General features: G+C 69.4%; 22 protein-coding genes and 2 pseudogenes. 13 read left to right on the forward strand and 11 right to left on the reverse strand.

What is annotated here, in order from left to right:
- Window positions 1–566 precede the first annotated feature (566 nt).
- Together OO54_RS30330 and OO54_RS30335 are read left to right on the forward strand one after the other, a co-directional pair.
- Window positions 567–1,079: an RICIN domain-containing protein gene (locus tag OO54_RS30330; protein WP_033208733.1), complete on the forward strand. Its 513-nt coding sequence runs from the start codon at window positions 567–569 to the stop codon at window positions 1,077–1,079.
- Window positions 1,079–1,624: a hypothetical protein gene (locus OO54_RS30335; protein WP_033208735.1), complete on the forward strand. Its 546-nt coding sequence runs from the start codon at window positions 1,079–1,081 to the stop codon at window positions 1,622–1,624. Before OO54_RS30330 ends, OO54_RS30335 begins: the two co-directional genes overlap by 1 nt.
- On the opposite strand, the gene OO54_RS30340 is transcribed toward OO54_RS30335, so the two are convergent.
- Window positions 1,581–1,928 carry a transposase gene (locus OO54_RS30340; protein ID WP_234439520.1) on the reverse strand — a complete coding sequence of 116 codons (348 nt, stop codon included), beginning with the start codon at window positions 1,926–1,928 and terminating at the stop codon, window positions 1,581–1,583. The two genes, OO54_RS30335 and OO54_RS30340, sit on opposite strands and share 44 nt — an antisense overlap.
- Window positions 1,929–2,451: 523 nt before the next feature.
- Window positions 2,452–3,252: a maleylpyruvate isomerase family mycothiol-dependent enzyme gene (locus tag OO54_RS30345; protein WP_033208738.1), complete on the reverse strand. Its 801-nt coding sequence runs from the start codon at window positions 3,250–3,252 to the stop codon at window positions 2,452–2,454.
- A gap of 377 nt (window positions 3,253–3,629) precedes the next feature.
- Here OO54_RS30345 and OO54_RS46030 point away from each other — a divergent pair, with 377 nt between their 5' ends.
- The 4 genes from OO54_RS46030 (at window position 3,630) to OO54_RS30360 (ending at window position 6,607) form a co-directional block, all read left to right on the forward strand.
- Window positions 3,630–3,773 (forward strand): hypothetical protein, encoded by a 144-nt coding sequence (locus tag OO54_RS46030; RefSeq protein WP_157856533.1) that lies wholly within the window; start codon window positions 3,630–3,632, stop codon window positions 3,771–3,773.
- Window positions 3,774–4,113: 340 nt separating this feature from the next.
- On the forward strand, window positions 4,114–4,857 hold the full coding sequence (locus OO54_RS49055; protein WP_033208740.1) for an RsbRD N-terminal domain-containing protein: 744 nt from the start codon (window positions 4,114–4,116) through the stop codon (window positions 4,855–4,857).
- Window positions 4,776–5,411: an alpha/beta hydrolase gene (locus OO54_RS30355; RefSeq protein ID WP_078905413.1), complete on the forward strand. Its 636-nt coding sequence runs from the start codon at window positions 4,776–4,778 to the stop codon at window positions 5,409–5,411. The genes OO54_RS49055 and OO54_RS30355 overlap by 82 nt, the downstream gene beginning before the upstream one ends.
- Before the next feature lie 29 nt (window positions 5,412–5,440).
- The gene (locus OO54_RS30360; RefSeq protein WP_033208742.1) at window positions 5,441–6,607 is read left to right on the forward strand and encodes an alpha-hydroxy-acid oxidizing protein; all 1,167 of its coding nucleotides are present in this window, start codon (window positions 5,441–5,443) and stop codon (window positions 6,605–6,607) included.
- A gap of 59 nt (window positions 6,608–6,666) precedes the next feature.
- Here OO54_RS30360 and OO54_RS41820 read toward each other — a convergent pair whose 3' ends face one another.
- On the reverse strand, window positions 6,667–7,269 hold the full coding sequence (locus OO54_RS41820) for an alpha/beta fold hydrolase (protein ID WP_051787291.1): 603 nt from the start codon (window positions 7,267–7,269) through the stop codon (window positions 6,667–6,669).
- A 952-nt stretch (window positions 7,270–8,221) separates the two neighbouring features.
- Between OO54_RS41820 and OO54_RS30370 the strand changes: the two genes are divergently transcribed.
- Together OO54_RS30370 and OO54_RS30375 are read left to right on the forward strand one after the other, a co-directional pair.
- A complete protein-coding gene (locus tag OO54_RS30370; RefSeq protein WP_033208786.1) occupies window positions 8,222–8,821 on the forward strand; it encodes a 3'-5' exonuclease in 600 nt (199 codons plus the stop codon).
- A gap of 445 nt (window positions 8,822–9,266) precedes the next feature.
- Window positions 9,267–9,836: a suppressor of fused domain protein gene (locus OO54_RS30375; RefSeq protein ID WP_033208744.1), complete on the forward strand. Its 570-nt coding sequence runs from the start codon at window positions 9,267–9,269 to the stop codon at window positions 9,834–9,836.
- A 27-nt stretch (window positions 9,837–9,863) separates the two neighbouring features.
- On the opposite strand, the gene OO54_RS46850 is transcribed toward OO54_RS30375, so the two are convergent.
- The 4 genes and pseudogenes from OO54_RS46850 to OO54_RS30395 form a co-directional block, all read right to left on the reverse strand.
- Window positions 9,864–10,343, reverse strand: coding sequence for a transposase (locus tag OO54_RS46850; RefSeq protein ID WP_200146750.1), 480 nt, complete (start codon window positions 10,341–10,343; stop codon window positions 9,864–9,866).
- Window positions 10,344–10,696: 353 nt separating this feature from the next.
- Window positions 10,697–11,206, reverse strand: a complete 510-nt coding sequence (locus tag OO54_RS46855) for a transposase (RefSeq protein ID WP_200146751.1) — start codon at window positions 11,204–11,206, stop codon at window positions 10,697–10,699.
- Window positions 11,207–11,231: 25 nt separating this feature from the next.
- Window positions 11,232–11,468: pseudogene (locus tag OO54_RS48605) on the reverse strand (ISL3 family transposase); the annotation flags it as partial.
- Window positions 11,469–12,629: 1,161 nt separating this feature from the next.
- Window positions 12,630–13,559 carry an AraC family transcriptional regulator gene (locus tag OO54_RS30395; protein ID WP_033208749.1) on the reverse strand — a complete coding sequence of 310 codons (930 nt, stop codon included), beginning with the start codon at window positions 13,557–13,559 and terminating at the stop codon, window positions 12,630–12,632.
- 110 nt (window positions 13,560–13,669) lie between these two features.
- On the opposite strand from OO54_RS30395, the gene OO54_RS30400 reads away from it, so the two are divergent.
- The 3 genes from OO54_RS30400 (at window position 13,670) to OO54_RS30415 (ending at window position 15,766) form a co-directional block, all read left to right on the forward strand.
- Window positions 13,670–14,350, forward strand: coding sequence for an NAD(P)H oxidoreductase (locus tag OO54_RS30400; RefSeq protein ID WP_033208751.1), 681 nt, complete (start codon window positions 13,670–13,672; stop codon window positions 14,348–14,350).
- Between the two features lie 689 nt (window positions 14,351–15,039).
- Window positions 15,040–15,306, forward strand: a complete 267-nt coding sequence (locus tag OO54_RS30410; RefSeq protein ID WP_033208754.1) for a ribosomal protein L7/L12 — start codon at window positions 15,040–15,042, stop codon at window positions 15,304–15,306.
- Between the two features lie 85 nt (window positions 15,307–15,391).
- A complete protein-coding gene (locus tag OO54_RS30415) occupies window positions 15,392–15,766 on the forward strand; it encodes a hypothetical protein (RefSeq protein ID WP_234439365.1) in 375 nt (124 codons plus the stop codon).
- Between the two features lie 34 nt (window positions 15,767–15,800).
- Here OO54_RS30415 and OO54_RS30420 read toward each other — a convergent pair whose 3' ends face one another.
- The gene (locus OO54_RS30420) at window positions 15,801–16,052 is read right to left on the reverse strand and encodes a DUF7660 family protein (RefSeq protein WP_033208756.1); all 252 of its coding nucleotides are present in this window, start codon (window positions 16,050–16,052) and stop codon (window positions 15,801–15,803) included.
- A gap of 385 nt (window positions 16,053–16,437) precedes the next feature.
- On the opposite strand from OO54_RS30420, the gene OO54_RS41830 reads away from it, so the two are divergent.
- Window positions 16,438–16,683: a hypothetical protein gene (locus OO54_RS41830; RefSeq protein WP_157856534.1), complete on the forward strand. Its 246-nt coding sequence runs from the start codon at window positions 16,438–16,440 to the stop codon at window positions 16,681–16,683.
- A 284-nt stretch (window positions 16,684–16,967) separates the two neighbouring features.
- On the opposite strand, the gene OO54_RS30430 is transcribed toward OO54_RS41830, so the two are convergent.
- Window positions 16,968–17,399 carry a winged helix-turn-helix transcriptional regulator gene (locus tag OO54_RS30430; RefSeq protein WP_051787295.1) on the reverse strand — a complete coding sequence of 144 codons (432 nt, stop codon included), beginning with the start codon at window positions 17,397–17,399 and terminating at the stop codon, window positions 16,968–16,970.
- Window positions 17,400–17,495: 96 nt separating this feature from the next.
- On the opposite strand from OO54_RS30430, the gene OO54_RS30435 reads away from it, so the two are divergent.
- A complete protein-coding gene (locus OO54_RS30435) occupies window positions 17,496–17,846 on the forward strand; it encodes a DoxX family protein (protein WP_033208759.1) in 351 nt (116 codons plus the stop codon).
- 105 nt (window positions 17,847–17,951) lie between these two features.
- Here the strand turns inward: OO54_RS30435 and OO54_RS30440 are convergent, their stop codons facing one another.
- Both OO54_RS30440 and OO54_RS45275 read right to left on the reverse strand, forming a co-directional pair.
- Entirely contained in the window at window positions 17,952–19,043 is a 1,092-nt protein-coding gene (locus tag OO54_RS30440; RefSeq protein WP_200146648.1) for an IS630 family transposase, read from the reverse strand.
- A gap of 49 nt (window positions 19,044–19,092) precedes the next feature.
- Window positions 19,093–19,182: pseudogene (locus OO54_RS45275) on the reverse strand (IS5/IS1182 family transposase); the annotation flags it as partial.

Below are 19,182 nucleotides of genomic sequence, written 5' to 3' on the forward strand. Positions count from 1 at the left end.
GCGTCATTTGTTGAGCCAATGGCGCCCGGATGAACGGGGCGACGCCCCTTCCTCCCCCCTGGCGGTCGGCCGGGCAGGGGTCGCTACGACGACCGTGGGATGGGAGTCCAGCAGCGATGCGACCACCTTGGCGGCAGTCGCTTCGGGCCCGCCTGTGGAATGGGAGGGTGCGGCACCAGTGGGTGGCACCGCCGCCACTGCCGCCCTCACCGGCCGTCCCATCCCATCCCTAGGCCTACCGGCCGTACCGGGCGGCTGGAAGCGCCGTGACCTCGTTGGTGAAGCGATGCCCGTCTTGCCGACCGGCGCCGTCCGCAGGAACCATCGAGGCGATCACCGTGGTGATCTCAGGCGCCTTCGCTTCGTTTCGCGCGGAAGTGACGAGATCGGGATCCGCGGCAGTCCATGGCGGCCAGGCCGGAGCGAGCTCGTATGTGGATGTCGGAAGCATCCTGAGGCGGGGGCCAAGCGCCAGTTCACCCGAATGGGCGCGTTTAAGGCCTGATGGTCACCGGAGGGCGGCTAGCGTCGCCTTGCGGGTACTCCATGTGACCGAAGGGGGACCCATGAGCGACACGCCTCGGCGCCCCGTGGCCCACGTGGCCGCAGCCTTCGGGATCGTCGCCGCGCGGTTCCTGGCCCTGGGGGCCCTGAGCGCGGGCCCAGCTCACGCCGCCGTGCAGTACTACGAGATCCGCAGCCCGGACGGCAAATGCCTGAGCGTCGCGGGAACCTCCCAGCGCTCCGGTGCGGACGTGGTTCTGCGGGACTGTCTGGGAATCACGGACCAGCGGTGGCGGGTCACGGACATCGCCGACAGACCCATCGGGGAGTTGGAGGACCGGCCCCCCGTACAGCAGACCGACCACATCCTCTTCGTCAAGCTCCGGGCGCAGCACAGCGACAAGTGCCTCGCCCTGGCGGGGGACCGCTTCGAGGCGGGCAGCGACATCGTGCAGGCCGACTGTTCAGAGGTCGTTGTCTTTCCGGGCTTGAGGAGTGCGTTCTCGCTGGTCAGGCATAGGGCCGGCGGTCTCGTGGCAGTGGTGTCGTGTCGTTGCTTTGGTGGAGGTCGATGATGCCGGCGGTCGTGGGACTGCTGGAACAGCGTGAGCTCACCGCTCGCCGTCGTGTCGACGATCTGCGGGAGGAGGCCGACCGCCTCCAGGCGGAGCTGGCCGTGGCTGAGCGGGAGTGGAACGAGTGGGTCATCGCCCGCTCACACGTTGGCGAGGTACTGGCCCCGGGCAACGACGCCGTCGTCGGCCCCGCCGCCTCCGAGGATCTGCCGGCTCCCGGTGTGCAACCGGCGCGGCCCGAACCGGCGGAGGCGGCGAAGCCGAAAACAGTGGTGCCGGTGTGGCGCGCGGGGCTGGCCTGGTCGGCGCTGTCGGTGGACTACCAGCGCATCCTGCAGGCCCTCAGTGACCGTAACCGGCTCGGTCAAGGAGCTTTGACGTGCCAGGAGATGGCCGCCTGCTTCGGCCTGGGCCCCGTACCGGGAAAGGTGGGGGCACTGCGATCGAAGACCAAGCTGCTGACGGCGCGCGGCTGGCTGATCGAGCCGGCACCTGGCCGATTCACGCTCGCGAAGGACATGGCCTGGCAACGCGGCGGGTCATGAGCATCGTCATCGACCAGTAGACCATCGCCTCCGCGCCGGCGATGGAACGCTCGAAGTCGCGCACGAGACGGCGACTTCGCATCAGGTGGGCGAAGAACCGCTCGACGATCCACCGCTTGGGCAGCACGACGAAGCCGCGCATGTCGTCGCTGCGTTTGACGATGGCGAGGACCAGGGCGAGGGCCGCGAGGCAGTACTCGACGAGGCTGCCGGTGTATCCGCCGTTGGCCCAGACCAGGGCCAGCAGGTGGTGCGCGGCAGTGACCTGGGTGAGCAGGACCTGGGCCGCGGCGCGGTCACCCACAATAAGCCTCCGGTTGCCCGCCCCGCCCCGCCCCGCAGCCGGCCCGGCACCGGCAGCAGTGGCCGGACCACCGCCCACTCGGCGTCCGACATGTCGGTGGGATACCTACGCTCGCGCGCCCCGTGGTCTCTGGCGTTCCCGAACCTGTGAGCCAGACAGTCACATGCGAGAGTGGCTGAAGTGGGCCCCACTCCCGCGTTGCCGTAGAAATGCGACAAGAGGGTCTCCTGGACCGCACGTGGGTTTCGACACCCTTCGAGCTACCAAGAGGCGCCGCTCTCATGCACGGCAGCCGCCGCAGTCACCCGATCGACTGACTTCTCGACGAGATCGGGACGACGGCAGTCGCGTCGCTTCTCGTGATTGCTGGGACGGACGAATTCGCACTGCCCTCCAGGTAGACGGTCGGCTTGGTGACGCCCGGAGGCCGCCTCGCGGGTTTGAGCCCGGTGCCGCGACTGACGAACCTGGCGAAGAGTCGTGTCTTACCGCTCGAGGCGCGGCCAACCGCCCCCGCTACGTCCTACTTCTCCTCCGGCTCCCAGGCGCGGAGCAGGTCGAGCAGCCCTGCGTCTCCGTCAACGTGCAAGGAGTCGGCCCGGATCCGGTCGTACAGGTAGAGGACCAGCTCACTGGCCGTGCCGTGGACGGAAGCGCCGGCTGCGTCCGAGTCCTCGCCGGTCGCGGCGGTGGGCGCGGGGATGCGGGTGGTGCGTGCGCCGTCGCCGTCGACGGTGAGGCGCCAGGAGCGGCCCTCGGCGGCGTGGAAGTCGAAGGCCGTGGGCTTGTGCGGCCAGGCACTCGGCGTTGCGCAGACGGTGAACAGGAACTCCTCCACACCGTCGAGTGCCAGCTCGACCGGCAGTGGCTGCGGGGCGCCCCCGGCGAGCTGGGCGTCGTAGGTGTGCACCGCGGTCTCCTGGACCCGGTGCCGGGCGGTGCCGCCGGCGGTCTGCGGTGACTGAGACGCGGGCCACCACGTCCAGCAACCGCTCTCCGGTCCCGCCGCGCGCAGGGCGCCCAGCAGAAGCTGCGTCGACGCGTCCAGCCAGGCCAGCAGGGCCTCACGCTCCTGCGGCACTTCCAGCGCGGCGCGCGCGGCGACGGCCTCGGCCGGGGGAGCGTCGGCAGACCCCGCGTCGACGATGGCGGCCCAGAAGCGGTCTCCCCCACCCAGATGCTTCACCAGATCGAACAGCGTCCACCCGGGGCAGGTCGGCACCTGCGCGTCGAGACCGGGCGCGGCGGCGACCACGGCGCGGAAGGCGGTCGACCGTTCATCGATCAGTCGCAACAGGTCAGGGAACTCAAGATTCTTTTCCACGCCGGATGTCTATCACCGTGCTCCGGTGAGCGGACAGCGATTTTCACAGTCGCCGCCGGTTGGCCATTGCGGACGTCCTCGCCTCCCACCGCTCGGGTGACAAGCTGCGCACTGCTGCGAGGACGCTGGTGGTGGCGGTACGCCAGGCATCGTGCCTATGGGTGCTCTGGCCTCGCCGCGCGGCCGGGCACCTCGGCGACGTGACGTCCACCCGGTGCGCGCGGTCATGCTGCCGCTCGATGTGATGGACGCGGAGGTCACGACGGCGGAGGAGGAGCGGTCGGGTCGGGAGTTCAGGTGACTACCGTTCGACCAGCACTCCTCAAGTTCGGAACAACAACAGCCACTGAGACCAGAACCTGCACACAGACTGGTCCATGACCGGACACGGGGACCGCTTCCGGATCGACAGCGAGCACTGTGTCGGTGTGCCGGGCGGGAACCATGGCAACGGCACCACTGTCGTCTACGAGGCCTGCACCGAGAACTCCCCGAAGTGGCTGTCCAAGCCCTGGCAATGATCTGGATCGCTCTGAGCGTCCCCTCCTGGTGTCGGTGGTTGCCTGGCAGCACCTTCGAGGGGCTCGAGAGGGGAACCTCGCCGAACTGATCGACACCGAGGCCACCCAGGAGACTGGGCTTCGTGTGCCATTGCCGACCCTCCCTTGGCGTGCGCCTGCTCGACCCAGGGCCGTGCTCGGGCGAAATCCTCGGCATGGAAGAAGCGGAGGAGCATCGTCGGCTTCTGGAGGGTTCTCCGGTCGAGCGGGTGGTGGCCGAGTCGGCCGCCGCGCTCGTCCGGGAGCGCCGGCCTACGGGGAGCACGACGCGGAGGGGCTGGGCCGGGAACTCCTCGCCATCGTGGAGCCCACGCCGGCGTCGCTGCGGGAGGGGCGCGAACTGACGGGCGAGGAGGCGTTACGTTTCGAGGAGTTCGGGGCGCTGCGGGTGGAGCAGGGCATCGCCTTGGAGCCGTTCCTGGAAGCGTTCCGGCTGACCGCCCGGCGGGCCTTCGACGCGCTCTACGTCCTGGCCCGCAGCCATGCCGACCAGGCGCTCGCACTGGAAGCGGCCGGCGAGTTCTGGGCCCGGTGTGATCAGGTCTCGATCGCCGTGGTGCGCGGGCACCGCCGCCGCGAGGCCGAGCGGGTGCGTGTGGACCAGCAGCAGCGGACGCTGCTGCGGCAGCTGCTGCTGGGTGAGCTGTCGGTCGACTGGCTGCCTATGGCGGCGGACATCCTCGGTCTCGGCTCACGGGCGGAGTACCGGGTCTGCTACGCCGTCCCCGGGAGGGGACGGGATGCCCTGGACCGAGCGGGCCCTGCGGGGGCAGCTGCTGGTGCGCTTGGCCGAGCCGGGTGCCGATCGTGCGGTGGGCCTGACGGCGACGTCTCCGTCCCGCGCGGTGGGCGTGCCGGTGGGTGCCGGCCCCGCCCGGCCGCTGGCACGGCTGAACGAGTCACCGGTCGAGGCGCGGCGGGCCGGCGAGGTGGCTGTTCGGTTCGGCCTGCACCGTGCGGTGGATGCCGGGGAGCTGCCGCTGCACATCGCGGTACTACCGACTGCTGCCGCACGCCGACTGGCGCAGCGGTGTCGGCGACGTGAAGGCCGCCGTCGGCTGGGTGCGTGACAACACGGCCCGGTTCGGGATCGACCCGGCCCGCATCACCCTGTTCGGCGAGTCCGCGGGCGGTCACCTCGCCCTCATGGCCGCCTGCACCGAGGGCGATCCGATGTTCCCCCCCCCGACGACCCCGCACCAGGACACCTCGGTCCGCACCGTGCTCAACTTCTACGGCACCACCGACTTCGACGACGTCACCGCCAACGCCACGGCGCCCGGCCCCATCCGCCAGGCGACACAGGAGTACACCGGCGGCACCAAGGCGCAGCACCCTGACCGCCGGCACGCCTCCTTGCCCGTCCACCATGTCCGGCCCGGCCTGCCGCCCACCCTGACCATCCAGGGCGAGGACGACCGGCTCATCCCGGTCTCCCGGATGCACCTGCTCGACAAGGCACTCACCGATGCCGGAGTAGAGCACCGAAGCGTCGAACTACCTTGGTCCAGCCACTTGTTCGACCTGACCCGGGGCGATTTCGCCACGCAGATCTCCGCCGGGGTCCTCGAGCAGTTCCGGCAGCGGTACGCCCACTGACCCCCATCACCCACACAGGATGGCACGAGATGACGAACCCGCAGTTCGGCGACTACCAGAACGAGATCTACTTCGACGGCCTGAGCGGCGTGCTGCCCGCACTGCCCATGGCGCTCGACGAGCTGGAGGCGAAGGCCCTGGCCGCCCTCCCGCCGTCCGTCCGCTCCTACGTGGCCGGCGGGGCCGGGGACGAGCACACCCAGCGCGCGAACGTCCGAGCCTTCGAGCGGTGGGGCCTGTACCCGCGGATGATGGTCGGCGCCACCCGTCGGGACATGACGGTGGACCTCTTCGGCCACCCCCTGCCCTCAACGCTCTTCATGGCCCCCGTAGGCGTCATCGGGCTCTGCGCCCAGGACGGCCACGGCGACCTGGCCACCGCCCGCGCCGCAGCCCGTACGGGTGTGCCGATGGTCGCCTCCACCCTGACCGTCGACCCACTGGAGCAGGTGGCCGCCGAGTTCGGCGACACCCCCGGCTTCTTCCAGCTCTACACCCCCACCGACCGTGACCTGGCCGCCAGCCTCGTCCACCGCGCCGAGACCGCCGGGTTCAAGGGCATCGTCGTCACCCTCGACACCTGGATCACCGGCTGGCGTCCCCGCGACCTCGCCGCGAGCAACTTCCCCCAGCTGCGCGGCCACTGCCTCGCCAACTACTTCACCGACCCGGTCTTCCGCGCCCGGCTGGCGAAGTCGCCCGAGGAGAACCCGGGAGCCGCGATCCTGGAGTGGGTGAGCATCTTCGGCAACCCGCTGACCTGGGACGACCTGCCCTGGCTGCGCTCGCTCACCGACCTGCCGATCATCCTCAAGGGCATCTGCCACCCCGAGGACGTCCGCCGCGCCAAGGACGGCGGAATCGACGGCATCTACTGCTCCAACCACGGCGGACGCCAGGCCAACGGCGGCCTGCCCGCCCTGGACGCGCTCCCCGCCGTTGTCGACGCCGCCGACGGCCTGCCCGTCCTCTTCGACTCCGGCATCCGCAGCGGCGCCGACGTCATCAAGGCCCTCGCCCTCGGCGCCACCGCCGTCGGCATCGGCCGCCCCTACGCCTACGGGCTGGCCCTCGGCGGCACGGACGGCGTCGTCCACGTCCTGCGCTCGCTGCTCGCAGAAGCCGACCTGATCATGGCCGTGGACGGCTACCCGGCCCTGTCCGACCTGACCCCTGAAGCCCTCGTCCGCCTCTGAAGACACCCTCACGGCCCCCGGGCCCCCGCCAGGAGGGCCGGGGGCCGTGAGGTGTCGCCTCAGGGCAGCGAGCCGGCGAACTGCGTCAGCAGCTCGTTCACCGCCGCCGGCTCGTCCAGATGAGCAGCATGTCCAGCGCCGGCCACCACGGCGGCGCGGGCCGGCGGACTGAGGCCGGCCGTCGCCCGGGCATGCTCGGACGGCCAGAACTGGCTCTGCTCACCGGCGACGATCAACGCCGGAACGGTGATCCGGGCGACCACGTCACGCCAGTCCTGGCACGCGTGATCGCACATCAGCGGGTAGGTATCAGGTGTGATGTCGGGCAAGGCGCCCCTGCCGCCCGCCGCGCGGATCTTCGCGTCCACCCCCGCAGCGTCCTGCCACGGCCGGCCGTGTCCGGTGTCCAGGAGGTTCGCCGGGTCGAGGAAGAACGTCCCGACATTCTCGGCGGTCAGCCCGTAGAAGCCGTACTCCCATCCGGGTCCGTTGACCATCTTCGGGGACTGGTCGACGGTGACGATCCCTGCGAGCCGGTCGCACCCGAACAGGCTCGCGTAAGCCCAGATGTGGCTCGCCCCCATCGACTGCCCGACGAGCGGGACGGCTTCCAGGCCCAGATGAGTGATCAGCTCCCGCACGTCCTCACCACCCCGCGACATCCGCAGCCCCTACGGCGGACGACCTGAACTCCCGGCCCACCGCCGATCCGGCGACACCACCCGGCAGCCGGCCTCCCACAGCGCCTCCCACCGCAACGCCCGGTCGTCCGCCGACGCGCCATATCCCGAGATCAGGACGACGGCACGGCCCCCGTCGCTACCCCCTCGTCGTAGTAGTGCAGGTTCACGTCATCGGTTGTGGTGAAACGCGGCACGGGCCGACCTCCGGACACTCAACCGGGCCGACCTCCGGACACTCAACAGGGGCAAACCCGGGTCTACCCCACTGCATCGTCACCATGACCGACGGAACCCGGCTCCACAACCGCACCGATGTCCGATGCCCGATGCCCCCGAACTGGCCCCATGGCCACGCCGGCCACAGCACGAGCCTCGTCGCTTCCCCCCTTGTTAGGCGCGGCCGCAGGTCCGGGACCGAACGCAGTCAGGCATGCGGTGCCGACCATGCCCCCGCAGGAAGAGAGCGAACACCACGGGTCAGGCGGAGGCCGGCTCGTAGCTGACGACGGTCGAGGAGCATCCCCGACGAGGCCGATGCGAGCCCGGCACTCAGCCTCGTCGGCGGCCAGGTCCCAGCGCAGCTTCGTACCGACCAGGTCGCCGCGTAGGCACAGTGGTCAAAGGCGTCCGGGGGCCGCCACTCGGCCGGGTCCTTGTCGGCCTTGGACCGGTCGGACGCCGCGGTGACCGCGATCAGGGTGTCGGGGCTGTCCTAATCGTTCGCGTATGCCTCACGCCTCACCGGACTCCACGCCGTCTGCTCAGCCGGCAGGGAGCGTCGTTCGAACCGTGCGTATTCCTGCTCGCCTCGGCGCCTGAGAGGTTTGAGCCGGGCGCTCCCTCGGCGTCCGGGCGTCCGCAGCGCCCAAGAGCTGTCCGGCCCGTGGAAAATCGGATGACCCGCTCCGCCCCGCATCCCTACCCTGCCGCCATGGAACACGGACCCGCGCTTCTGAACGTCGTCGACGTCGAGGCCACCTGCTGGGAGGGGCAGCCGCCGCCCGGCGCGGTGAGCGAGATCATCGAGATCGGGCTCACCGTCGTGGATCTGACGGCCCGACGGCGCGTGGGGCGGCACCGGATCCTCGTACGGCCCGAGCGCTCGGAGGTGAGCGGTTTCTGCACCGAGCTGACCGGGCTCACCTCGGCCGAGGTCGCCGTCGGCGTCGGCTTCGGCGAGGCCTGCCGGATCCTCGCCGACGTCCATGACGCGCGCAGCCGCCCCTGGGCGAGCTGGGGAGACTACGACCGCAAGCAGTTCGAACGGCAGTGCCGGGCGGCCGGCGCGCCCTATCCGTTCGGGCGGCCGGCCGAGCAGGGGCACACCAACGCCAAGGCCGTGTTCACCGAGGCGTACGGCCTGCGCAAGCGGCCCGGCATGGCAGGGGCCCTGCAGCTCGCGGGGCTGCCGCTGGAGGGCCGCCACCACCGGGGCGAGGACGACGCGTGGAACATCGCCGCTCTCGTCCTGGACCTGGTGGAGCGCGGGGCCTGGACGGCCTCGGGGATCAGTCCGTCGTCGACACCGTAGCGTCGTCGACACCGTAGCGAGGAAGCCCGTCTCCGGCAGCGAGCCGTCCTCCCTCCTGGCCCCGCAGGCCGCTGGATCCACGGAGACGAAGGCCGGCGTTGCGGTCCCGGAGCCCCAGTTGCTGCCCGCCGGCACCACCGAGCATCCAGCCCTCGTACCGCCGGTGGAGGCGTCGGAAGCCGGCCAGGACAGCCTGCTGTCCCGTGTAAGGGGGTAAGTTCCAACGCCGATCTCGTCGAGCTGCGCACTGTCGGGGACGAGGTCGAGAACGCGCGGACCCTGCTGGTGAAGCGGTAATGCGACCGCCGGCTCCACTATTGCCCCGCCTCACATGGCTTTGTCGATGAGAACGGGTTCTGGCACAGCTTCTGTGGACCTGTTGCGGAGCGTGACTGGTGACGGCCCCGGTGGCGTGTGCCGGTGAGCGATCGTGCAGGCTGGACACATGGCCAGTCGCGTGGAGAAGTACCTCGCCCATCTTGATCGACTTTCCGGGGGAAGGGAGCCCCGCTTCTTCCCTGTCGAGTCGACCAAGCAGGGACTGCGGGGCGTGACGGAGATCGTTTACGACAACCTGCCTGACGGGCTTCTCACGGCGCTCACCTACGGCTTGTCGCTGGCGGAGCATCCCGATTGGCAGCACGGCTCGCCGGAACTCTGCCTCAGCGTGAACTCGACCAACGTGATCTGGGCCCACGCCGTGGGCTTCCTCGCCGAGCAACTCCGTGGGACCTGCCCATTCGGTTACGGCAGCACGATCAACTTCGGTGAGCGCATCGTGCCCGAGTCAGAGATGACGGCATTCTGCGTGTTCGCGCCGCTGGTCCTCGACAGAGACGACTACCTGGGCATCGACGTCGGCATTCCGAGGCACGAGGGCCACGACGTGATCAACATCCAAGGGATGTACCCCATCCACGAGGTCGAACGGCAGTTCATCAACGAGTACGGGCTTGAAGCCTTCTGGAAGAGCGACTGGGAACCCACCAACGTGCTCCGGCGCCCCGCGATCTGATCTGGGCAGAGCAGCTGGTGGACAGCATCAGGCGAGCAGGACTCGCTTGCGTAGGAGCGCGAAGCCCGCTCGGCCGAACATCTGGCGCTTGAGCATCTTGATCCGGTTGACATGCCCTTCCACGACGCCCGAGCTCCAGGGCAGAGTCAGGCCGGCGATGACGGCGTCGCGGTCGCGGTCGATGCCGGCGGCAAGGGTGTGGAGGCTGGGCAGGTCGTCCTGCCGGACAGCGTCGAGCCAGGCTGGCAGGCGTTCGCCCTGGCGCTCGGTGAGCATGGTCGCGAAGGAGCGGACGTACCCGGTGAGGGCGTCGAGTTCGGGGCAGTGCGCCCGGACTGCCTTGAGCTGGAGTTGTTCGGTCTCGGTGAGGGTCTCCGGACGGCGGAGGATCCATCCGGCGACGGTCCGGGGCGAGGGCGGCCGGGCGGTCACCGGCTGCGGCGAGGTGCGCTTGTCGTGCAGGTAGGCGCGAACGCGCTGGTAGCTGCCCTTGTAGCCGATCGGCACGATCTCCTCCCACAGCTTCCAGTCGTTGGCGCAGCCCTTGTTCCAGCGGTCATCCAGGTAGGGCTTTTAGTCGTCGAGGACGGAGGGCCGGTTCTGCCACTGACCAGTGAACAGCTCTTCTTGTGTTGCGGCGTCGGCGAACTGCTTGACGGTGCGGTAGGTCATCCCGAGCTGCCGCTGCACCGAGCGCCGGCTGTGCCCCGCCTTCAGCAGTGCGTGGACGGCGGCATGCCGTGCCCGGGTCCGATCGGCGAATCGGTGCCCGCGCGGCCAAGGAGAACCGGACGAGTCCGCGGCCGGAACAGCCTCGGATCGGGTTCAGGTTCAGGGGCTGTGGGGACCAGAGCGCGGAGTCAGCGACGGTGCTGGGCGACGCTCCGCTCGGCGGCCTCGCTCAGGTTGTGCCAGAGATGCCAGCGGTCCGCGACCTGCACGGCCTGCGGTGCACCGGCGCTGGCGCCCTCGGCGAAAAATGGCGCCCGGTCCTGACACACGACTTCGACGCCGGGCCGGGCGGCGAGCCAGGCCGCCAGGCTCGATGCCTCCCGGTCGGGCAGCAGGTCGACAGGGCGACGGGTTTCGACGCCGACGAGAACGGTGCCGTAGTGGCGGCCCTTGCGGGTGGCGTACTCGTCGACGCCGACCACACGCGGGGCGGGCACCTCCGGCTCGGGAAGAGAGTCGACCAGGCGCAGGACGGTACTCCGGCTGACGGACACCCCGAGCACAGGCATCAGCCGAGCGCCGGCCCGGCCCGCCAAGGCGAGACCGACCGAGGCCAGCGCCGAGCGCAGCCGCTCGGTCCGTTGACCATGTCGACGGGTCAGACCGGGTATCTGCTCGACGAAGGTCAGTCGGTTCACACCCCGAGTTGCCGCAGGTAAACCGGCGGACCCTCAGCCGGAGAACAACGCTTCGCCCAGCGCTCGGCACATCAGCGGGAAACCGCAGGTAGGAACCATGAACCCGGTTCGACCAGACTGCGCAAGCAGGGCAAGCGGCACCGGTCGCAGTGCATTCGGCGTCGACGCGCACTATCGCAATGCCCACGTCCACCGACAGCACCGCGACGTCTGCAATCGACGGGAACAAGAGCTCCTTCAACCGGAGCACGATCTCTTCCACGGCCCCAAACAGTCATCCCGACCACCCTGACCACGGATCATTTTCGGGCGACTTCCCATCCTGCCCGGAGAAGCTCCACCATCACTCAGCGTGGCCGCACCACAGAAGCTGTGCCAGAACCCGTACTCATGGACAAAGCCACCGTGCGATGTCGCCGCACCGTGAAGCCGCCGTGAGGCCCCGCACCGCCCTCATAGCCCGGTACGAAGAAGAGGTTCTGGTCACAGGTAGCGGCTTGTGCAGGTGCTCCCTCAGTAGGGGTCCTGACACAGTGAGCGGCGGTGATTAAGGTGCGGGTTCCGACGACGATTGCCGTACAGGCACTCGAGCCGCCTCCCATACCCGACGACGTAAACAGTCGGCCGACTGTACGGGCTATCGAGCCGCCGCCGGTCCAGGCCGGCTGGACCAGATCGTCCTTGGCGTCCTGCCGGGCCACCTCGGCCATGCCGCCACCGGACCAGTGGGCCTCGATGACGTGTCTGTGCTCCTCGGTGGTGGCGCCGTCGTGAACCACGATGGCGCTGTGCCCTTGTTGGTCGCGGTTCGACCGTCCCGCATTCGCGGTCGATCATCGCGTGGAGCTTACGGCAGTGCCGGGAAGCGGATGGAAGAGGGGGCTGGCCACTCGATACGTCGATCGAGGGGCATCACCATGACCCTGACGGCCTCGCCGGTCCCGCGCACGTGCGGGACGCGGGACCGGCTGTGGGCGACCGTCCTGTAGGGGGTCCGTGCCGACCGTACGGCGGCGCGAAGTGGGGCGCAGGTTCTGATCGGACGACAGGTGGGGGTCGGTCAGTCGGATTCCTGCTCCTTGCACAGGATCGTCACGAGTGCGTGGAGCATGGTGCGGGTGCGGGTGCGGGTGCGGGTGCGGGTGCGGGTGCGGGTGCGGGTGCGGGTGCGGGTGCGGGTGCGGGTGGGGCTGGGGGCTGGGGACGTCGTCCATGGTGTGGATGGGCGCGCGTGGGACGATGGGGCGAGTGGTGCGTCGGCCCACACCCACAAGATCCCCCTCCGACCCGGCGGCGGAGCCTCCCACGACGCCGCCCTCCAGGCGACAGACCGGGCCGGCACGTGCAACGGCCTGCCCACGTGATGCCCTGACCAGGCGTGGAGCCGGTGTCTTTGCAGCCGCGTGCCCTCGCATGCCGTGAGTCACGCGGCCGTGGTGCGGAACGTGCTGGGGCTGAGGCCCTTGTGGCGTTTGAAGGCGGTGCTGAAGCCGAAGGCGTCGGCGTAGCCGACGGTCTTGGCGATCTGGGCGATGCTGAGGTCGGTGTCGGCCAGGAGTGCCTCGGCGTCGTCCATGCGGCATTCGGTGAGGTAGGTGAGGGGCGGACGGCCCATCAGTTCGGTGAAGCGCCGGGCGAACAGTGCCCGGGAGACGCCGGCTTGAGCGGCCAGTGACGCGACCGTCCAGCTGTCGGCGGGCCGTCCGTGGAAGGCGTGCAGGGCGGGGGCGAGGACCGGGTCGGCGAGGCCGCGGTACCAGCCGGGCGCGTCGGCGCCCGCCCGGTCGAACCAGGTGCGCAGCGTGCAGACCAGGGCCCAGTCGAGGAGCCGGTCCATCAGCGCTTGCGAGCCGGCGGAGAGCCGGGCGGCGTCGGCGGCGGAGTTCTCCAGCCAGGCGCAGGTCTCGGCGTCTTCGGTGATGACCAGGACGGGCGGCAGGGCGCGCAGGAGGCGTTCGTGGCGGTGTCCCGAGGCGCGGTAGGCGCCGACGATCAGTGCGGTCGCTCCCTGTGGGCCGGTGCCCCAGTGGATGCCGTCGAGTTCCTGGCCGGTGCACGCGGCGTCCGCGGTGAAGCAGTTGATCTCGTACGCGGTGTGGGGGCGGTGGATGGTGGCGGGCTCGTCCGCGAGGCGGAACGGTGCGGGGCCGCGGACGATGGCCGTGTCACCGGCACCGATCGCGTGCTCGGTGCCGTCGGACAGCAGCAGCGTGCCGCCCCCGCGCAGCACGCTGACCATGGTGAGCGGAGCGGCGTCGGCGAAGGTGATGCCCCAGGGCGCCGTCAGGACGGCATGTGTGACGACCGAGCCCTCGGCCCGGATGCCGCTCAGCAGTGAACTCAGAGGATCCACAGCGCAATCGTAGACGATCTCCTATGTCCCGGAGAGTTTCTCCCATGGATCATCTACGGTGCCGCGGCTGTACTGGACTCACTGCACAGATCGAGCCCTCGGGAGACACCGTGCCGCAGCACAGCAGTGACACCAGGACAGCCCTCGTGGTCGTCGCGCACCACCGCAGCGATTCCCTCACCGCCCACACCGCCCGCCGCGCGGCTGCCCAGCTCGAGGCCGCCGGATACCGCATCGACCTGCTCGACCTGCACGCCGAGGGGTTCGACCCGCGGATGAACGTGGAGGACCAGCCGGACTGGGGCAACCGGGAGAAGCCGTACTCGGACGAAACGCACGCCCACATGCGGCGGATCCTCGACGCCGATGTCGTCGTCGCTGTCTTCCCGGTGTACTGGCAGAGCGTTCCCGCCGTCCTCAAGGGATGGATCGACCGCGTATGGAACTACGGGTTCGCCTACGGCCGCAGCAAGCCCCGCCTGGCGGGCAAGCGCATGCTGTGGCTGGCCCTGGCCGGCGCCACCGCCGACGACCCCATCGCGGAGTCGATGCAGTCCGTCCTCGAGGCCAACCTGAGCGACGGCATCGCCTACTACTGCGGCTTCTCCCGCTCCACCGTAGGCCTGCTCCTGGACGCGGAGGAGCGACCCCAGCGCATCGACGCCGAGGGCAATCTGCTGGTCGGCGAAGCGGTCGCCGGCGCCGAACGGGAGGCGCAGTACACCGATTTCGACCGCCGGACACGGAAGTTCGTGGACGAGTTCCTCGCGGACGAACTCGTCACGGCCTGACGGCCCCCCATCCCGTGGGCTGACACCGCGGCAGCACGTGCGAGACCTGGTTGCCCGGCTCGCACCGGCGGACGCCTTGGCCAATTCCGCCGCCTGCCGGTCGAGCGCTGCGCCGCCGGGATGCCGCCGTACGCGGCGCTGTCGCAGGACGTGTGCGCGCTGGTCAAGGCCGCCGGTCCGGGCCAGCCGCTCCGGCCACTACGGACCCATCCCACGGCTGGACTCGCTCAGCCGCAGCTGGGTGTTCGAGTCGGTCGGAGTACGTGCAGGCGCTGAGGGACCGCCGAGCAAATGGTGATGCTGTGCCGCTGGGCGAGGTCCAAGCAGCACAAGCGTCACACCTGCCGCTCGCGGTCGCGGTCGCGGTCGTGGTCGCGGTCGTGGTCGGCGAGGGCGAGGACGGCGAGGGCGAGGACGATGCTGCGGACCGCCTGAACGTCCTTGCCGTCCTCGGCGGAGGCGTCGAGCGTGCTGCGGTCGGTGAGCGCGGCACAGCGCAGCAGTCGCTCACGCAGCGGGAGACGGCGCCTCTTCGCACCAAATCCTCCTGCTCCTCCTGCTCCTCTTGCAGTTCGGGGGTGCCTTCGTGCGGGTTTCGTGTGTCGAGGTAGCCAGGAGCGCGCGTCACAAGCCGTGGCTGCGGTTTTCGGGGGCGCGTACGCTCTCCGTGATGAGGAGGCGGGGACGAGATGGACGACAAGGGCGTCGCCGAGTACTTCACGCTGGTCTGCGATGACGCGTCCTATGCCGTGGTGCTCCTCGATTGCGGGCCGCGCGAGATGGATGTGGTGCGGGCTGTGCGTGAGGTGGCGGGGCTGAGCCTGTGGCACGGCAGGGTGCTCGCGCGGCGGGCTCCGGTTGCCGTTCTTGAAGGCCTGCCCCAGGACATGGCCGACGATGCGGTTTCCGTGCTCCGGAATGCCGGCGCCCAGGCAGAAGCAAGGCAGGAGCTGTAGCCCGGGCCTGTGTGGCTGTGTCGCCCTGACGGCCCCACAAGGCCCGGGGGCGGATGATGGAGCCGTGTTGGTCCGTACGGAGAGAGTGCTGCAGATCCCGCGGGAGCCTTTGATGGTTCGGGTTCATACGCCCGTGGGTGTTTCCGCAGTGCTCTGGCGGGGTGATCCGGAACGGGCGAAGGGCCGGCACCTCGTTGAATGGACGGCCGAAGAGGACGTTCTTTGGGGGCAAAACGCTGGGCCGGCGGCGGTTGCCGGGCCGGATCTCCGGCAGGAGGGGGATCGGGTGGTCATGCGTGGTCTCTTCCATCTCACCGGGGATGGCGCCGCGTACCTTCAGATGGGTGACTGGCCGATTCTGTTTGATCTCGCATCGCCGATCCCGGACAGTGTTGACGGTACTTGGGTGGAGATCAGCGTGGCAGGAGACAGCATCGCTCTCTACCCCTATCGGACCTGACCTGACCTGGCTGGCGGCCCAGGGCCGCAGGTGGCTACTCGTAGATCGTGGCTGCGTGAAGTGCTCGGGCGAAGAAGGTCCAGTCACCGCTGGCCGGTAGTTCCTCGTTGGCGTTCCGGTACGCCTCCGGAGCGTCGTGCACCCAGGCGGCGAGGGCTTCCAGGAAGCGGTCGAGTGTGTGGTTCTCCCACTCGTGTCCGCGCTGCTGGAACTGCTGGTGGAACTCACGAAGGAACACCACCAGCTCATTGCGACTCTGGATCTGCTCGTGCGGTCGAGAGGGCATAGCGGGAACCTACCCCGCCGGAAGAGCGGCAGAAGCCCCGCGCCGTCACAAGATCCTTTGGCGGAGCCGAAAGGCTTGATCGTCGCACCACGCTCAAGCCGCAGCCCGGGAATGCCCCTCCTTGGAATGCCCCTCCTTGGACGAGAGCATCCACTCGCATGCCGTGCGACAGAGGTGCGTCCTGGCGTTGCTCCAAGCCGGTCTCGGCACCCCGGCCATCGGGGTCTGGCTCGGCCATGCCGGCGTTCGTTCCACGGTGCCCACGTTCACGCCGACATGACCAACAGGACCAGGTAAGCGTCCTGACGGCTCTGGTCAGCCACTGCCCCGCCAGGTAGCTGGCAGCCCACCGACCCTCCGTGTTTCTCTACCGTATGACGCGTGGATGGCTGAACCTGCGATGGACCTGGACCTGGACCTGCCTCCGGCCGGCCGGACCGACGAAGCAGTCCCTGTGCACCGCATCGGGGTGGACCCGCACTCGATCTCCGTCGGCACCGCACGGGATGACACAGTTGAATCCCTGATCACCGTCCACGCGTCCGCGCCCGTGATCGACCCGACGGCGGAGCGCAACGTGGTGGCGGACTTGATGTGCCGACGGGGCCGACTCGCTGTGTCCAGTCCCTGAGTCGACCCGCAGGACGGGCCAAGCATGACCGCTCCCGCCTGGCTGTTGCGAGCCCGGTTCTCCTACCTCCCTTCCGACCCGCCGGTTGTCGAGGGCGTCGCCGCCCGCACACACCAACGGCGGCTCCCGGCCAAGTGGGCCAGCGGCGAAGCCTGGTGGGACGTCACCGTCGCCAGCCAGACGCTTCCCGCCTGCGTACCCACCTGCGGTGGCGGAGCCGTCAGTGCCGTGTCCAGCACAGGACATCGACGACGGTGGGTGCTGTCAGAGGCGAGCCTTATTGATCAGAAACGGCTCGGGTTCTCATCGACATGAGGAGTCTTCACCAAGGTCGCCTGATCCGCCTCGATGGTCCTGGCCGCCTGGGCTGCTTCCCGGAAGGTGACGACCGCCTCGCCGTTCTCCCGCGCCCATGCGGTGAGCATCCTGATGGGCTCCTCCAGGGTTCGCCCGAGATCGGTCAGGCTGTACTCCACGCGCGGCGGCGCCTCGGCGTACGCGTGCCGCTCGACGAGCCCATTGGCCTGGAGCCGGCGCAACGTCTGGGTCAGTACCTTGCGCGAAATGCCACCGCTCAGCTCGACCAGCTCGCCGTGGCGCAACGGGCCGTCGGTCAGCGCGAAGAGCGTGACCATGGACCACTTGCTGGCGATGATCTCCATGGCCAGGAGAGCGGGACAGTCGGCGAGGAAGGCAATTCCGGGTCGCAGGCTCATGCCCCGAAGGTTACCTAGAGGTACCTGACGGCCGCCTATCGTCGTCAAGGTGCGCACGCCCCCTTACTCGCATCTCGCACGATTGAGGTTTCAGGCATGTTCGTCTCCCTTGCCGTCGTCACCGTGTTCATGTCGGCGCTTCTCCTGGTATCGGCCGGGGCCAAGTCTCTGCGGACGCGGCACATCACCGAGCAGATGTCCACCCTCGGAGTGCCGCAGGGCATGATGGCTTTCCTGATCGGCGCTCAGATCGCGGGCGCGGCCGGTGTGATCGCCGGGCTCTGGTGGGGACCCGTCGGAATCGCCGCCGCGCTCGGCCTGGCGCTCTATTTCGCTGGGGCGGTCGCCTTTCACCTGCGCGTCGGCGACCGCAAGGGCGCGTCTCCGGCGGTGGTCCTCACCATGGCCTCCGTCGCCCTGATCGCATTGCGTGCTGCCACCCTCTGACAGCGGACAGCCGGTCTGACGCCCGCCTTGATCGTGCCGAGTGAGGTCGGTCTCCGATGAGGACGGCCACCGTTGATCATCGTGAGTTGTGTCGACAAACGAAGATCAGCCGGTGGTGGTGGGCCACAGCGTATTGATCGAACTCATGGGGTCCTCGTCCAGGACGTAGCGGACGTGTGGGCCGCCGAAGTAGCCGCGGACTATGTGCGGCTGGCGCTGGCGCCGGCGGAAGAAGCGGCGGGTTTCGGCGGCGAGTTCGGCTTGATCGCGGGCTCGGTGCTGCCGGGGCAGGCTGTGCTTGAGGTCGGCGTTGACCAGCTCGTCGGGGTTCAGCTCGGGTGAGTAGGCGGGGAGGAAGTGCAGCTCGACGTCGTCGGGGTGGGCGGCGAGCCAGTCGCGGACCTTCTTGGACCGGTGGGCGGAGTGCCCGTCGACGACGAGGTGGACCTTGTGGTCGAAGTGGCCGGCCAGCCGGTCCAGGAAGTGACACATCACCTCGGCGGTGAAACTCTCGGTGAAGACCATGAAGTGCATCCGGCCCCTGGTGCTGATCGCCGACATCGCGTTCACGGAGAACCGGTTCCCGCTCCGCCGTACGACGGGCGTCTTCCCCTTCTCACCCCAGGTGCGGCCGGTGACCTGGTCCGAGCGGATGCCGACCTGGTCGGCGAACAGAATCTCGCCGCCGTCCCTCCTCACCTTCGCCCTGATCGCCGGCCAGGTCTCCTCGTGCCAGCGGCGCACGGCCTCCGGGTCCTGTTCCACAGCCCGTTTGTCCGGGCGCTGGAAGGACAGGCCCCACCGCTTCAGGTACTTGCCCACCCCCACCTCGGTCAGCCTCACCCGGTACAGCTTCGCGATCAGCTCGCCCACCAGCCGCCGCGTCCACAGTTGCCCGCCCAGGCCCACGTCGCACGGGCGATGGTCGAGAACCGCCTGACGCACGGCGGCCTGCTCGGCCTCCCCAAGTGCCTGGTGCACCCCGACCGGCTTGCCCCGCGGCTGCATGACCAGCGCCTCTCGCCCGCCGGCCCGCCACTTCGACCACCAGATGTCGACGGCCTTCAGCGACACGCCGAAGACTGCCGCCACGTCCGCACGGTCCCGGCCCGCCACCAACGCGGCCACCGCCCTCAACCGCAGGGCCTCTTGCGCCGACGGTGACAGATGCCGCGCGTCCCCCACCGGATCGCTCACACCCCACCAACGACCCAGAACCCAAACCGTTTCGGATCAATGAGCTTCTTCAGCGTTGCAGCTCCAGTGTGAGGACGGCCTTGGCGATTGACGTCATGCGGTTGGGACTGCATCGGGACCTGCGGAAGATCCGCCAGGA

Origin of the sequence: Streptomyces wedmorensis, from assembly GCF_000716445.1 — a bacterium.
GTDB classification, from domain to species: Bacteria; Actinomycetota; Actinomycetes; order Streptomycetales; family Streptomycetaceae; genus Streptomyces; species Streptomyces wedmorensis.